The organism is Gulosibacter molinativorax (genome assembly GCF_003010915.2).
GTDB classification, from domain to species: domain Bacteria; phylum Actinomycetota; class Actinomycetes; order Actinomycetales; family Microbacteriaceae; genus Gulosibacter; species Gulosibacter molinativorax.
The window spans coordinates 2,508,961-2,522,028 of sequence record NZ_CP028426.1 but is presented as its reverse complement, the minus strand read 5'-3'; the positions used below and the strand labels follow the sequence as shown (position 1 = coordinate 2,522,028).

Genomic DNA, 13,068 nt, shown 5'->3' with positions numbered 1-13,068 from the left:
CGTATCACCTGAGACATATCACTGAGCCGTACACATCCAGCAAACCACTGATCGCAGTCGAAACATCCGAACCAAACGAAAGCGAGCCAATCATGTCTTCTGTCACGCTCATCTCTACCGGCATCGTCATCCTCATCGTCATCACGATCGCCTTCGGCGGTACGTTCCTCCTTCGCGTGGTTGGCGGCAATGTGCCAGCGAACGAACTGCAGCGGAGCTATTTCCGCGCTGGGCACGCGCACGCCGGAGTGCTCGTCATCCTTGGGCTGCTCGTCCGGCTCTGGGTCGAGCTCGGCGGAGCTCCCGAATGGAGCGCGCTCCTTGCCGATGGGGTGCTGTTCGCCGCGATTCTCATGCCTGCTGGCTTCTTCCTCTCCGTCATCGGTCGCGACCCCGAGAAACCCAACGGGCTGAAGTTGCTCATCTGGCTCGGGGCGCTGAGCCTCACGATCGGCGTTGGTGCGGCCGGGATTGGGCTCATTGTGGCTGGCGCGAACGCGTAAGCAGTCCCACCGCACTGAGGGGATACCAACCTTCCGGTGCTACCTTTAAAGACTCGGAAAGACCAACACCGATTCAAGGGGGCGGTCATGGCAAAGTCAATCAATCCGGAATTTCAGCCCGAAACGAATCCCGACGTTCCGTGGTATCAACGGGGCGGATTCACGACGATCGCGGCGATTTCGCTCGCGCTCGGCGCGATCTCGCTCATCGTTCTTGGGGTCGGGCTAATCTTCGGGGATATCCACCTTGCGGCGGGCTACGTCCCGTTTCCGTCCGTAATCGGACTCCTCTTCGGAGTGCTCGGGACGCTCGGCCCATGGAAGGTGACCGCGGTTGCGGGAGCCGTCTTGAACATCGCGGCCCTCGTGCTCGGGATGATTATTGGCGCGGGGTAGGGGGCGCCTTTCGATAGGCTTCGCTACTCAAGGAGCTACAAACTAGCGATTCCCGGGGATGTCGTCCGTGAGGTTGCCGCGCAGGTCGGTCGGCCGCGGCATCGGCTTGCCGAACAAGCGCATCCGCAGCGAATACGTCGAGAGGCTGTGGGCGCGCGCCCAGTGACGGTCGATCGCTTCTTCGTAAAAGGAAACGAGCTTCTCGGTGGCCGAACGCCACGAGCTCTCCTCGGCCTCGCGGCGAGCCTCGGCACCCATCGCGATGCGCAGCTCATCGTCAAACAGCAGCTTCTCGAGGCCCTCGGTGAACTCATCCTCGGACTTGGGGTCGAAGAGGAAACCGCTGCGTCCCTCGGTCACGGCGAAGGGGATGCCCCCGGCTCGCGCCGCAACGACCGGCACCTGCGAGGCCATCGACTCCAACGCAACCAAGCCGAGCGTCTCGGTCGTGGACGGGAACGCGAAAACGTCGGCCGACGCGAAGGCCGAGGCCAGCGCATCCCCCGACATGTAGCCGGTGAATACCGTGTTGGTGTCAGCGAAATCCTGCTCGAGCTCTTCACGGTCCGGGCCGGAGCCGACCATCGCGAGACGCACCCCGCTGTCCTGGAACTTGCGGATCTGCGGCAGCAGCGCGCGGAGATTCTTCTCTTTCGACATGCGGCCCACGTAGATCATGAGCTTGTGCTCCGGATGCCCGTCGGTCAGGGTCTCGCGCATCTCGGGGTCGCGCTTGTCGGGGTGGTAGGTAACGGTGTCGATCGCCTTCGGCCACAGGTCGACGCGCTCGATACCCATTTCCTCAGCACGCTCGACCATCTGCGGTGAGGTGCAGAGGTTGACCTCGGCGAGGTTGTGAATCTCGCGGAGGTACACCGTTCCCGCGCGCCGGATCGGCCCGAGACCGAGCGCATCCGCGTACTGCGGGGTGTCGGTGTGGAAGGATGCGAGCATCGGCAGGTCGCGACGGGCCGCGGAAAGCGCGCCGTAGGCGGCGAGCGCCACCGGGTTGACGAGGTGCACGACGTGCGGCGCGAACTCCTCGATCAGCTTCGCGATATTCGGGGTCGGCATGCCAATCTTGAGCTCGGGATACCAGGGCTTGAGCGGCACCGAGTTGACCCGGATGACCCGCGCGCCAGCGTAGTTGCTGGGCGGGTCACCCGGGGCGAACACGAGCACCTCGTGGCCGAGGGCCTCGAGGTGCTCGAGGGTACGCAGAACGCGCGTCACCACCCCATCAATCTTCGGGAGGAAGACTTCGGTGAAGAGCGCGATCCGCATGGCGCTAGTTCGCGGCCGCCGGTTCGGTCTCGGATGCGACCGAGGCGGGCACGCCGGCGGACTGCTTCGCGGTCCACAGCGAGGTCGCCGGGATCTTCGAGCGGTCGGCGCGGTCGGCATACTTGCGCGCGATGTCGGTCACCTCGAGCAGCAGGCCCTCTTCGAGCTTCGTAGGGTTGAGGCCGAGGTCAAGGAACGTGTCGTTCTTGACGTGCAGCTCGTTCTCGGGGGCCTCGTTGCGCGGGTTCGGCACGAGCTCGACCTCCGCATCCGCGATCTTGCCGAGCAGGTTCGCGAGGTCGCGCACGCGATGCGTCTCGGTCATCTGGTTGAAGATCTTGACGCGCTCGCCCGCGGCAGGCGGGTTCTCGAGCGCGATCTGGATGCAACGGACCGTGTCCTGGATGTGGATGAACGCGCGGGTCTGGCCGCCGGTGCCGTGCACCGTGAGCGGGTAGCCGACCGCGGCCTGCATGAGGAAGCGGTTGAGAACCGTGCCGTAGTCGCCGTCGTAGTCGAAGCGGTTGATGAGGCGCTCATCCATCGCGGTCTCGCGAGTGTTGGTGCCCCAGACGATGCCTTGGTGAAGGTCGGTGATGCGCAGCGCGTCATTTTTCGCGTAGTACGCGAAGAGGTTCTGGTCGAGCACCTTGGTGAGGTGGTAGACCGAGCCCGGGTTTGTCGGGTAGAGGATCTGCAGTTGCGCGCGCGTCGGCTCGTCGAGCTGGTTGCCGTCCTCGTCCTCATCGGTCGTGACCTCGATGTCGAGGTAGCCCTCGGGGATCTTCATGCCAGCGGTGCCGTAGCCGTAGACGCCCATCGTGCCGAGGTGCACGAGGTGCACGTCGCGACCCGACTCGACAATTGCGGTGAGGACGTTGCCCGTTGCGTTGACGTTGTTGTCGATCGTGTAGCGCTTGGTGCGCGAGTTCTTCATCGAGTACGGCGCGGCGCGCTGCTCGGCGAAGTGCACGATCGCATCGAGTTCCTCGTCAATGATGAACTGCAGCAGGCCGTCGTAGTCCTGTGCGACATCGATGTTCGCAAAGCCGACCTTCTTGCCCGAGACTTCCTCCCAGGCTGAGAGGCGCTCCTCAATGGATGCGATCGGCGTCAGCGACTCGGCGCCGAGCTCTTCGTCGATGCGGCGGCGCGACAGGTTATCGACAATGACGATGTCGTGTTCCTGGGCCGAGAGGTGCAACGCGGTTGGCCAACCACAGAATCCGTCGCCACCGAGAATTGCAATCTTCACGAGTACTCCATAACTTGCGGGATTTCCGCTCCGGGCTGGCCCCGTGGGGCCGGTGTAGCTTCGAGTGTCAAAACCATGGTTGCGTTTTGGCACGTCTAGCCATCGTATTGCCTTGTATTAACGACGGGTGAAGTTTATGCATCCATCGATAGGGCCTGCGGCCGACTCGGGGACCCGTGCGATACGGGCAGCAGCCTACTCGGCGCCCTCCGCGGGAGGCTCGAGCTTGCCAATCGCGGCCTCCCCGTCGAGGTCTTGCTCCGACGATTCGTCACCGAACTCGATCTCGAGCTCGAGCAATTCGAGGTCCCCGCGGTTCACGATTCGGCCGGTGCCGCGCGCGCCCAGGAGGTCGCCCGTCCCCGACGCGGGCACGATCTTGAGCAGCGCATCCTCGGCCACGAACCGGCCGTGGTCGACGGTGGATGTGTGCCAGAAGTTGAGCGTGCCGCGTCGCCCAGCGATCTCACCCTCGAACGCGTCGATCGCGACGTAGGTGCCGGAGCCGTTGTCATTGTTGAAGGCGCTCACCATGAGGACCTGCGACGCACCGGTAATTTCCTCCCCAGTGAACGTCCGGCGAATAAAGAATCCGGCCAGCGGGGCGCCCGTCTCAACATCCGGGGTGTGGCCGTTGGCATCCCATACATCAATCTGAAATGAACTGCTCGCTCGCATACTGCTGGATTCTGGCACGTGGTTCTGAATGTGCGGTCAGGCGGGGATTTCCTCCATCTGAACGTGAAACGATAGGGCTATGACTGAAGACGCGGTAGTTGAGATTCTGGACGACACTCGGGCCCGCACTTTGCTGGGAGGCCACACCCTCGGACGACTCGTGGAGCGCATCCACGACATCACCGAAATTTTCCCCGTGAATTACTGGAGCGACGGACACCGGATCGTGATTCGCACGGCCCCGGGCACGAAGCTCGCCGGTGCGGTTGTCGCTGACGAGATTCTCTTCCAAGTAGACAACGTGACGGAAGACGTCGCGTGGAGCGTTGTTGCGCACTGCACCGCTCGGGTTCTCGAATCGGCCGAAGAAATTGAGCGGGCATCGCAGCTCGACCTGCATCCGCTCGTGCCGACCGTGAAGGAAGTCTTCGTCGAGTTCAAGATCGGCGAGATCTCGGGGCGCTACTTCCATCTCGGCGCGGAGCCCGAAGCTGAGCCCGAGACTGTCTCTTGAGCGACGCCGTCTCCGGCGAAGCATCGGCAGGACGCGGGGGCACGGCGCTGCATGACGATCCCGTTGTGGATGTCGTGCTCGCGGAGGCGCTCGACACCGGGGCCGTGCCTGGCGCGGTCGCGGTGATTGACGATGCCGAGGCCGCATTCGTCGCCCCGTTGTTCGCGCTCGGGGCGCAGGATGTGCGGGTCTTTAGCGACTTCGGGGTCGGCTCCTTGCGCGGGCCGGAGGCGTCTCGATACGCTTCGCTACTCGACGAGCGGGAGGCGGCCGTATCGAAAGGCGTGGTCCGCGAGGAAACCCCCGATGGCAGCCTCTTCACCGACGTCACCCTCGTTGTTGGCCGCCTCCCGAAATCGCTCGCCGAACTCGAGGACCTCGCCCAGTGCATCCACCGCCAGGCGGCGCCGGATGCGCGGGTCATCTTGGGCGCCCGGGAGAAGCACCTTACGCGCTCGATGAACGAGGTGCTCGGGAAGTATTTCGCGGATGTGCGGGGCACGCGTGGGATGCGCAAGTCGCGCGCGATCGTTGCGACCGGGCGGATTCCCGATGCGGTGACCGAGGCCAACGCCTTCCCGCGCACCGCGCAGCTCGAGGAGCTCGACCTCGTCGTCGCGGCCCGCGGCGGTGCCTTCGCGGGCACGACGCTCGACCTCGGTACGCGCGTGCTGCTGCAGTCGATCCCGGGCGACCGTCCGGGTACCGTCTCACTGGCCGACGTCGTCTCGGACGGTGAGCCGAGCATCCACACCGCCGTCGACCTCGGCTGCGGCACGGGGCTCCTTGCGGCCGTCCTCGCCCGCAGCTTTGCCGACGCGAACGTGATCGCGACCGACGCATCCTGGTGGGCCTGCGCGTCCGCCGAGCAGACAGCCGAAGCGAACGGCTTCGCCGAGCGCATCGAGGTGCTGCGCGCGAATGCGGGGGCGGGGATCGAGCCTGGGAGCGTCGATCTCGTGCTGTGTAATCCGCCGTTTCACGACGGGCGGCAGGTCGACCCGGGACTCGCGAACGAGCTGTTTCGCGGTGCCGCGCGGATGCTGCGGTCGGGCGGGCTGCTCGTCACGGTGTTCAACTCGCACCTCAAGCACCGGCAGCATCTCGAGAACATCGTCGGGCCGACGCAGCAGCTGAACCGGACCGAGAAGTTTACGGTGACGGTTTCGGAGCGTCGCTAGCGGGCAATTCGGGCGCTAGCCGAGGGTGCCCTGCGGCGGCACCGAGGGCAGGCCGGTCGAGGGGTCGTCGGACGCGACGGCGGTGTCGAGATCGTGGCCGAAGATGTAGCTCGCGCGAATGAAATTGCCTTGGAGTGCCCGCGGGAGCCAGTACTGCGCATCCGACCACATGCGCGCGAGCGGCGCGTCATCGAGTGGATGCCACTCGGGCACGAGTTCCTCGGTCTCGATCGGGTGCCCGATCCAGTCGCGGCACAGGTACACCCAGGATTCCTGCGACCACGAGGGCTTCGTCGGGAAAATGTAGGTGAGCAGGCCCGTGTGCTGGAGGGCCTTCGGGTCGACGAAGACGCTCGATTCCTCTTCGATCTCGCGAATCGCTGCGTAGCGAGGATGCTCGCCCGGGTGCAGCTTCCCGCCGAGGCCGACGAGTTTTCCCTCGCCCAGCCCGTACTTTTTGCGTCCGAGTAGAACCTGAGTGCCCCGGGAACTTTCGCGGAGCAGATACGTGACGCACACCTGTGGGAGTGCCATGGGCCAAGTTTACTCGCGTGCACGCGCTAAGGAAATCTCGGCGTCGGGGTGTGGTTACGGCGCGGTCAGGCGGCGGCCACTAGCCTTGGATGTGGTCGCGGCGGTCCGCTCGTGCCCGCCGCTATTCTCCGCACGATTGCTATTGGAAGGCGCCACCGCATGTCTGATGTGCTCACCCTGCTCAGCGAATGGATGCCCCGGCAGCGGTGGTATGTCGGCGGCTCGACGACCCCGGAGCTCGAGCTCATCGGAAGCTACGAGCTCGAGCCGGTCGAGTCGGACGCGGCGCTGCGGCTCATCACGGTCGCGTTGGTGCGCGACCACTCGCGGAAGCCCGCGCCGCTGTACCAGGTGCCGCTCGTGATCCGCGATGTGGATGCGCAGGTCGACGCGCTCGGATTCATCGGGCCGATCCGGGAGCACGGCGATCGCGCCGCGCTCGTCGACGGAACACACGATCAGGCGTTTGCGCACGCGCTCATTCGCCTGATCGCGGATGAGAAGGAGGCCTCGGGCGCGGTCGGCGCGGATGGTGTGCCGCGCGTGCGCGTGTATGGCCAGCCGATGCCGGGGGCGAAGGCTGGCCGCTTCGTGACTTCGCGCGTGCTCTCGGGCGAGCAGTCGAACACGTCGATCATTTGCGAGCTGCAGGACGAAAACGGGGATGCGGCCGTGCCGCTCATCGTGAAGCTTTTCCGCACGCTGCATGCGGGCGATAACCCGGACGTGACGCTGCAGACCGCGCTCGCGGCCACCGGCTCGCTGCATGTGCCGCCGACGTTCGGGCAGGTCTCGGCCGTGTGGCCCGATGCGGACGGCAAGCAGGTCGCCGGCCACCTCGCGTTCGCGCAGGAGTTTTTTGTGGGGGTCGAGGATGCGTGGCGAGTGGCACTGCGCGCAGCCGAGGGTGGCGAGGACTTCACGCCGCTGGCCCGGGCTTTGGGCCGCGCCACGGCCGAGGTGCACGCGACGCTGCGCCGTGTGATGCCGACCGTCGAGCCCGAACAGGCCGACATCGACCTCGCGACCCAGCAGATGTGGCGCCGCTACGAGCTCGCCGCGGAGGCGGTGCCCGAACTGCGCGAATACGCGACCGAGGTCGAGCGAGTGTATGCGCTCGCGAGTGACGCAAAGTGGCCGACGCTGCAGCGCATCCACGGCGACTTCCACCTGGGCCAGGTGCTTGCCGTGCCGGATCGCGGCTGGGTGTTGCTCGACTTCGAGGGCGAGCCGCTGCGGCCGTTGGAATCGCGGAATGCGCCTGATGTTCCCGCGCGCGATGTCGCGGGGCTATTGCGCTCGTTCGATTACGTTGCCGGATCGCTGACGCTACAGGCGGGCCACGAGGTCGCCCGCGATTGGGCGGATGCGGCCCGCGAGGCGTTCCTCGAGGGTTACGTCGACGAGGTGGTCGCGGAGCGTGATACTTCGGGCACGCCGGGGCGCGCGATTCGCGAGGAAGACGAGCGTCGCGTCCTCGAGGCCTACGAACTCGACAAGGCGATCTACGAGACGCTGTACGAGTCGGAGTTCCGACCCACGTGGCTGCCGATTCCGCTGGCCGCGGTCCGGCGGATCCTCGGGGCTGAGAGCCCGGAAGCCCAGGATGCTGACCGCGCGGAGGACGAGAGCCCGGAGGGCGAGGCCTAGCGACGTCCGACTGGCGCAGCTCGGCTACACAGCCGCGCTCGCGTCGCGCACGCACTCGGCGAATGCCCGCGCTGCGGGGGCGAGGGTTCCGGGCGCGGCTAGCTGTAGCCGGGAAATTGGATCCCCGGCAAGCGGTCGCACGGCAACGCCAGGCATCGAGATGCGTGCGACCGACTCGGGCAGCACCGAAAGCCCTACTCCCGCAGCGACCAGCCCGAGCACCGTCTCCTGATGCACGATTCGCTGCACGACCCGCGGCATCGCACCATTGGCCTCCAGCACCTCGGTGATACGCGTCACGTAGCCGGGCATGAGTTCGTGCGCGAACAGCACGAGGGGTTCGCCCTCGAGCTGCTCGACCTTCACGGTCTCGAAGCGGCTCAGCGGATGCTCGACCGGGAGCACGACGACGAGTCGCTCCTCGAGCACGGGCTCCAGGCGCAGGCCCGGCACGGCGCTCTGGTCGCGAACAATGCCGAGATCGATGCCGCCGTCGCGCATCCGCTCAAGCTGCTCACCACTCGTGAGCGGATTGAGCTGGAGATCGATGAGGGGGAGCCGCCCCTGAAACAGCTGCACGGCCCGGGGCAGGATCGTGTAGCTCGCGGAGCTGACGTAACCGATGCGCAGGAGCCCGCGCAGGCCCTTTCGAACGTCGGCCACCTCGCTAGCGACCTGGTCGAGGTCCTCGAGGATCGGCGTCACGCGCCGCTGCAGCAGCTCACCCTCGGGGGTCAGGGTGACCCTGCGGGTACTGCGGTTGAAGAGTGAAACGCCGAGCTCATCCTCGAGCGACTTCACCGCGACCGAAAGCGGCGGCTGAGACACCCGGAGCCGCTCGGCCGCTCGGCCGAAGTGGAGTTCTTCGGCGACCGCCAGAAAGTATCGCAACTGCCGAAGTTCCATCGCGCATCCAATCTCGGTTCATTAGCTAAGTATTTATTAGCCAAGTCAAAACAATTCTTCCCAAGATTATATTGGACTTTGCTATCACTCGGGAGTTCTATTCATTACCAAGGCAATTAATCGTCGACACACTCCAGAGGAGTAGCACCATGCCTCTATCGGACTACATCGTTATCGGAGCCGGACTCGCTGGCGCGGCCGCCGCCTGGCAGCTGGCCGAGCGGGGCCACAACGTCACCGTGGTCGAACGTACAACGCCCGCCAACGACGAGGGCAGCTCGCACGGCTCCGCGCGGATCTTCCGCTACGCATACCCATCGCAGCTCTACACCGACTTGGTCGTGCGGGCTCGCAGCGGTTGGGATGCGCTCGAGCGGGCTGCGGGGAAGCACCTCATCACCCCGACCGGCGCGATCGACTTCGGCGCGGTTCGCCAGCCGGAGCTGCTCGCCCGCGTGCTCGAACGGGCCGGGGTCGAGCACGAGCTGCTCGCGGCTGCGGATGCGCGGGCTCGCTTCCCGCAGTTCAACTTCGATACCGAGGTGCTCTACCACCCTGGCTCGGGCGTGCTCGATGCGATCACCACCGTCGAGACGATGCTCGACCTCGCGGTCGCGACCGGTCGCGTCGACCTGCGCACGAACTGGGAGGTCGCGGGCATCACGCGCACCGCGTTCGGCGGTTTCGTGGTGAAATCCGCCACCGGCGAGCGAGTCGCTGGTGCGAAGGTCATCGTTGCGGCCGGTGGCTGGTTCCCGCACCTGCTGCAGGATCTGGCGTTGCCGAGCGCCTTCCTCGAATCGTTCCCGAAACTCGAGGTACGGCAGGAACAGGCCTTTCACATGCCCTGGCGAGAGCAGGATGCATCCGGCAACACTTATCCTTCCTGGCCCACGTTCATCCACAAGCGCTTCGAGTTCGAGACCTACGGGTTGCCCGGCGGTCGTGACGCCGAGTTCCGCGGGCAGAAGCTGGCGCAGTTCAACGGCGGCCCGGTCATCCCTTCGGCGCTCGATCAGGACGGGCGAATCCGCCCTGAGATGCGCGCGAAGATGATCGCGTACGCGGAAGAGTTCCTCCCCGGCGTCGTGCCCGAGCCCTATGCCGAGACCACGTGCCTGTTCACGAACACGCAGAACGAGGACTTCGTGATCGACGAGGCCGACGGCGTCGTCGTCGTGTCGGCGTGCTCCGGCCACGGCGGTAAGTTCGCCCCACTGCTCGGTGAGCTTGCCGCCGATCTCGCGACCGGAACCGGTACCGTGCCGCAGGAGTTCCGCGTCGCACAGAACCAATTCAAGGACTACGGCACAGGGCCGTTCGGTCGGGAGGCAGTGTAATGACGAGTAACCTCATCGAAGGTAACCAGCGCACCGATCGGGTCACCTCGCTTCTGTCGGCGATCGCGGATGTGGGCCGTGACAGCGCCCGAGGTGGCTACTCGCGTCCGGTCTACTCGACCGCCGAACTCGACCTGCGCAGCTGGTTCATCGCAGAGGCGATCGCGCGCGGCCTGGATGTGGAGACCGACCGCAACGGCATCATGTGGGCCTGGTGGGACACGCCCTCCGGCGACCGCTCGGGTGCGGTCGTGACGGGCAGTCACCTCGACTCGGTGCCGGGCGGCGGTGCGTTCGATGGGCCGCTCGGCGTCGCGTCGGCGCTCGCTGCGGTGGATGTGCTGCGGGCCCAGGGCAGGCAGCCGGATCGCGCGCTCGCAATTGCGGTATTCCCCGAGGAAGAGGGCTCACGGTACGGGATTGCATGCCTCGGCTCACGCATCCTGACCGGCGCCATTTCGCTCGACAAGGCCCTCGCACTGACGGATGAGGATGGCAACACGTTTGCCGAGCAGTCTGCCGCCGCCGGGCTCGACCCTCGGCATATGGGTCCGGACCCCGAGCGGCTCGCGCAGATCGGCGCGTTCGTCGAGCTGCACGTCGAGCAGGGCCGCGGACTCATCGATCTCGGTCAGGCGGTGGCGATTGGCTCGTCGATTCTCGGACACGGCCGCTGGCGACTCAGCTTCACTGGCCAGGGCAATCACGCTGGCACGACGCTGATGCAAGACCGTCGTGATCCACTGGTAGCTGCCGGCGCGCTGATCGGCCAGATTCCGAGCGTCGCGCGTGCCCACGACGGCGCCCGCGCGACGGTTGGCCGGCTGCAGCCCATCCCGGGCGGCACGAACGTGATCGCCTCGCGCGTCGACGTCTGGCTCGACGTGCGGCATCCCGACGACGCGGTCACGGCGCAGGTCGTCGCCGAGATCTCGCAGCGGGCCGACGAACTCGCGCGCGAGCAGGGATGCGCGGTGTCTGTTCGCGAGGAATCGCTCAGCCCGACCGTGTCGTTCGACGCCGGCCTACGTCGGCGGCTCGAGGTCACGCTGCCGGATGCGCCGGTACTCGACACAGGCGCCGGTCACGACGCGGGCATCCTCGCCTCCCACGTGCCAACCGCGATGCTGTTCGTGCGCAACCCGACCGGAGTGTCGCACGCGCACGAGGAGCACGTCGAGGATGCGGACGCGGAGATCGGCGCGGAGGCGCTCGCGGCGGTGCTGGTGAGCGATCTCGGGCTGGGCCCGGGCTCGTAGCGGTTTGAGCCGGACTGACTTGTTTCGCGCAGGATGTGGCTCGGTCTCCTGAGCGTGATGGGGCTCCGCTCTGAGCAGCGCGGGTTAGGCAACGTGTGTCTCATGCACCGGGGTCTCGAGGTGAAGGTCGCCGAGGGTCAGGTACAGCTGGCCCTCGGTGACCGAGACTGACATCGTGTTGCGACGTTCGATCGCCGTGGTCGCGCTGTCAATGAAGCCGGGGTCGAAGGATCGCAGCGGGATCTCCGAGGCTCGGTGGATGGTCTTGCCCGACCACGAGGCCAAGAGCTTCGCCGGATCCCGATGGGTGTAGACGGCGGTGCGATCGGCCAGCTTGCTGCCGAAGTGCAGTCGGGCCGCGTCGGGCGCGCCGATCTCGATCCACGCCGTGATTCGCCCGGTCAAGTCCCGTACCAGCACGGCCGGTTCTTCGGTTGAAGAGACCCCACCCTCGGCGAACGCAATGCCCTCCTCGTACTCCATGCAGTAGGCGAGCAACCGCGTCATCATGTAGGCCTCGGTCTCAGAGGGGTGCCTCGCCACTCGCACGGTGAAACTCTCGTACACCGCCCGATCGATGAGGGAGAGGTCGACCTCGAACGTGTGCATGGTTGCGCCAATAGCCATAGTGTTCGAGCCTACCGGGGCATGGCACAGTCTCCTGCCGAGGCAGGTCGCGAGGAGCTCGTCCCCACCATTGTTGCGAGGGATGCGGAGGCGGCTCGCAGGGCGCGAGAGCAGCATGTAGGAGTCACCTACTTCTGGGGCACGCAGTGGTCCCACGATGTCGGTGGTGCATCCGATTATTCATCGTGGGTAGGGCACATCTACGCAACGGAAACGGAGTTCACACATGTCGCGAGTAAATATCAGCAAGCAGCACCCCGACGTTTACCAGCAGGTCGTCGCGCTCAGTAAGTCGGCGGAGGAGGCCGCAGCGGCGGCTGGGCTCGACAAGAAGCTCATCGAGCTCGTCAAGATCCGTGTCTCGCAGCTCAACGGCTGCGCGTTCTGCTGTCGCCTGCACACGCGGGACGCGGTCAGCGCCGGTGAGACGGCGGACCGGCTCGCGGTGCTGCCCGCGTGGTGGGAGTCGCAGTACTTCAGCGAGCAGGAGCAGGATGCGCTCGGGCTGGCGGAGGAAGTGACGCGGTTGTCCGTGCCAGAACGCACCGACTGGGACAACGGCTCGCTGAACCCCGAGCAGGTCTCGGCAGTGAGCTGGCTCGCGGTCGTCATGAACTCTTGGAACCGGGTGGCGATTCGCAGCGGCTACCGCGTCGCGCCGTAGCTCCGAACCAACCCCGCCGCCGAATCACTTCGGTAAATCCGTCGCTCAATGCAGTCGGACGTGGCGCATTGTGCGTTTCGTGACGGATTTGCTGGAGTGAGATTGCAGGCTCGTCACTCGATGTAGTCGGGGTGCCGTGGAGTGCGTTTCGCGACGGGTTTGCGGAGGTGACGACGGGTTTGCCGAGGTGACGCAGCGGGTACCGCGTCGCCGTAGTTCCGAAAGGCCGGAAACGACGCGGGGCGGGTGGTGACCGAAGTCATCCACCCGCCCCGGG

At 65.9% G+C, this 13,068-nt stretch carries 14 protein-coding genes; 8 read left to right on the top strand and 6 right to left on the bottom strand.

Going from position 1 to position 13,068, the window contains the following annotated elements:
* Positions 1-92: 92 nt before the first annotated feature.
* Both GMOLON4_RS11590 and GMOLON4_RS11585 read left to right on the top strand, forming a co-directional pair.
* Complete coding sequence (locus GMOLON4_RS11590; RefSeq protein WP_026936853.1) at positions 93-503, top strand: hypothetical protein; 411 nt, start codon at positions 93-95, stop codon at positions 501-503.
* A gap of 87 nt (positions 504-590) precedes the next feature.
* A complete protein-coding gene (locus GMOLON4_RS11585) occupies positions 591-899 on the top strand; it encodes a hypothetical protein (protein ID WP_026936852.1) in 309 nt (102 codons plus the stop codon).
* Positions 900-941: 42 nt separating this feature from the next.
* Here the strand turns inward: GMOLON4_RS11585 and GMOLON4_RS11580 are convergent, their stop codons facing one another.
* The 3 genes from GMOLON4_RS11580 to GMOLON4_RS11570 all read right to left on the bottom strand — a co-directional run bounded on the left by GMOLON4_RS11580 (position 942) and on the right by GMOLON4_RS11570 (position 4,116).
* Positions 942-2,183 carry a glycosyltransferase family 4 protein gene (locus GMOLON4_RS11580; RefSeq protein ID WP_026936851.1) on the bottom strand — a complete coding sequence of 414 codons (1,242 nt, stop codon included), beginning with the start codon at positions 2,181-2,183 and terminating at the stop codon, positions 942-944.
* 4 nt (positions 2,184-2,187) lie between these two features.
* Positions 2,188-3,438 (bottom strand): NAD-dependent epimerase/dehydratase family protein, encoded by a 1,251-nt coding sequence (locus GMOLON4_RS11575; protein ID WP_026936850.1) that lies wholly within the window; start codon positions 3,436-3,438, stop codon positions 2,188-2,190.
* Positions 3,439-3,633: 195 nt separating this feature from the next.
* Complete coding sequence (locus tag GMOLON4_RS11570) at positions 3,634-4,116, bottom strand: DUF3224 domain-containing protein (RefSeq protein ID WP_084147484.1); 483 nt, start codon at positions 4,114-4,116, stop codon at positions 3,634-3,636.
* Positions 4,117-4,195: 79 nt separating this feature from the next.
* Between GMOLON4_RS11570 and GMOLON4_RS11565 the strand changes: the two genes are divergently transcribed.
* Together GMOLON4_RS11565 and GMOLON4_RS11560 are read left to right on the top strand one after the other, a co-directional pair.
* Entirely contained in the window at positions 4,196-4,630 is a 435-nt protein-coding gene (locus tag GMOLON4_RS11565; protein ID WP_026936849.1) for a pyridoxamine 5'-phosphate oxidase family protein, read from the top strand.
* The gene (locus GMOLON4_RS11560; RefSeq protein ID WP_051266758.1) at positions 4,627-5,811 is read left to right on the top strand and encodes a class I SAM-dependent methyltransferase; all 1,185 of its coding nucleotides are present in this window, start codon (positions 4,627-4,629) and stop codon (positions 5,809-5,811) included. Before GMOLON4_RS11565 ends, GMOLON4_RS11560 begins: the two co-directional genes overlap by 4 nt.
* Positions 5,812-5,826: 15 nt before the next feature.
* Here GMOLON4_RS11560 and GMOLON4_RS11555 read toward each other — a convergent pair whose 3' ends face one another.
* Positions 5,827-6,345: an 8-oxo-dGTP diphosphatase gene (locus tag GMOLON4_RS11555; protein ID WP_051266756.1), complete on the bottom strand. Its 519-nt coding sequence runs from the start codon at positions 6,343-6,345 to the stop codon at positions 5,827-5,829.
* A gap of 159 nt (positions 6,346-6,504) precedes the next feature.
* Between GMOLON4_RS11555 and GMOLON4_RS11550 the strand changes: the two genes are divergently transcribed.
* Positions 6,505-7,995: a maltokinase N-terminal cap-like domain-containing protein gene (locus GMOLON4_RS11550; protein ID WP_051266754.1), complete on the top strand. Its 1,491-nt coding sequence runs from the start codon at positions 6,505-6,507 to the stop codon at positions 7,993-7,995.
* Between the two features lie 24 nt (positions 7,996-8,019).
* Here GMOLON4_RS11550 and GMOLON4_RS11545 read toward each other — a convergent pair whose 3' ends face one another.
* The gene (locus GMOLON4_RS11545) at positions 8,020-8,901 is read right to left on the bottom strand and encodes a LysR family transcriptional regulator (protein WP_026936847.1); all 882 of its coding nucleotides are present in this window, start codon (positions 8,899-8,901) and stop codon (positions 8,020-8,022) included.
* Positions 8,902-9,050: 149 nt separating this feature from the next.
* On the opposite strand from GMOLON4_RS11545, the gene GMOLON4_RS11540 reads away from it, so the two are divergent.
* Both GMOLON4_RS11540 and GMOLON4_RS11535 read left to right on the top strand, forming a co-directional pair.
* The gene (locus tag GMOLON4_RS11540; protein ID WP_026936846.1) at positions 9,051-10,241 is read left to right on the top strand and encodes an FAD-dependent oxidoreductase; all 1,191 of its coding nucleotides are present in this window, start codon (positions 9,051-9,053) and stop codon (positions 10,239-10,241) included.
* Entirely contained in the window at positions 10,241-11,500 is a 1,260-nt protein-coding gene (locus GMOLON4_RS11535) for an allantoate amidohydrolase (RefSeq protein WP_051266752.1), read from the top strand. Before GMOLON4_RS11540 ends, GMOLON4_RS11535 begins: the two co-directional genes overlap by 1 nt.
* Before the next feature lie 84 nt (positions 11,501-11,584).
* Here GMOLON4_RS11535 and GMOLON4_RS11530 read toward each other — a convergent pair whose 3' ends face one another.
* Positions 11,585-12,127 carry a YaeQ family protein gene (locus GMOLON4_RS11530; RefSeq protein WP_026936844.1) on the bottom strand — a complete coding sequence of 181 codons (543 nt, stop codon included), beginning with the start codon at positions 12,125-12,127 and terminating at the stop codon, positions 11,585-11,587.
* A gap of 226 nt (positions 12,128-12,353) precedes the next feature.
* Between GMOLON4_RS11530 and GMOLON4_RS11525 the strand changes: the two genes are divergently transcribed.
* The gene (locus GMOLON4_RS11525; protein WP_026936843.1) at positions 12,354-12,791 is read left to right on the top strand and encodes a carboxymuconolactone decarboxylase family protein; all 438 of its coding nucleotides are present in this window, start codon (positions 12,354-12,356) and stop codon (positions 12,789-12,791) included.
* Positions 12,792-13,068: the final 277 nt, after the last annotated feature.

Bases quoted from the DNA above. Each gene is read 5' to 3' on its own strand.
- GMOLON4_RS11540 (WP_026936846.1), top strand. From the start codon at position 9,051: ATGCCTCTATCGGACTACATCGTTATCGGAGCCGGACTCGCTGGCGCG.
- GMOLON4_RS11590 (WP_026936853.1), top strand. From the start codon at position 93: ATGTCTTCTGTCACGCTCATCTCTACCGGCATCGTCATCCTCATCGTC.
- GMOLON4_RS11535 (WP_051266752.1), top strand. From the start codon at position 10,241: ATGACGAGTAACCTCATCGAAGGTAACCAGCGCACCGATCGGGTCACC.
- GMOLON4_RS11570 (WP_084147484.1), bottom strand. From the start codon at position 4,116: ATGCGAGCGAGCAGTTCATTTCAGATTGATGTATGGGATGCCAACGGC.
- GMOLON4_RS11555 (WP_051266756.1), bottom strand. From the start codon at position 6,345: ATGGCACTCCCACAGGTGTGCGTCACGTATCTGCTCCGCGAAAGTTCC.
- GMOLON4_RS11565 (WP_026936849.1), top strand. From the start codon at position 4,196: ATGACTGAAGACGCGGTAGTTGAGATTCTGGACGACACTCGGGCCCGC.
- GMOLON4_RS11530 (WP_026936844.1), bottom strand. From the start codon at position 12,127: ATGGCTATTGGCGCAACCATGCACACGTTCGAGGTCGACCTCTCCCTC.
- GMOLON4_RS11580 (WP_026936851.1), bottom strand. From the start codon at position 2,183: ATGCGGATCGCGCTCTTCACCGAAGTCTTCCTCCCGAAGATTGATGGG.
- GMOLON4_RS11550 (WP_051266754.1), top strand. From the start codon at position 6,505: ATGTCTGATGTGCTCACCCTGCTCAGCGAATGGATGCCCCGGCAGCGG.
- GMOLON4_RS11585 (WP_026936852.1), top strand. From the start codon at position 591: ATGGCAAAGTCAATCAATCCGGAATTTCAGCCCGAAACGAATCCCGAC.
- GMOLON4_RS11525 (WP_026936843.1), top strand. From the start codon at position 12,354: ATGTCGCGAGTAAATATCAGCAAGCAGCACCCCGACGTTTACCAGCAG.
- GMOLON4_RS11545 (WP_026936847.1), bottom strand. From the start codon at position 8,901: ATGGAACTTCGGCAGTTGCGATACTTTCTGGCGGTCGCCGAAGAACTC.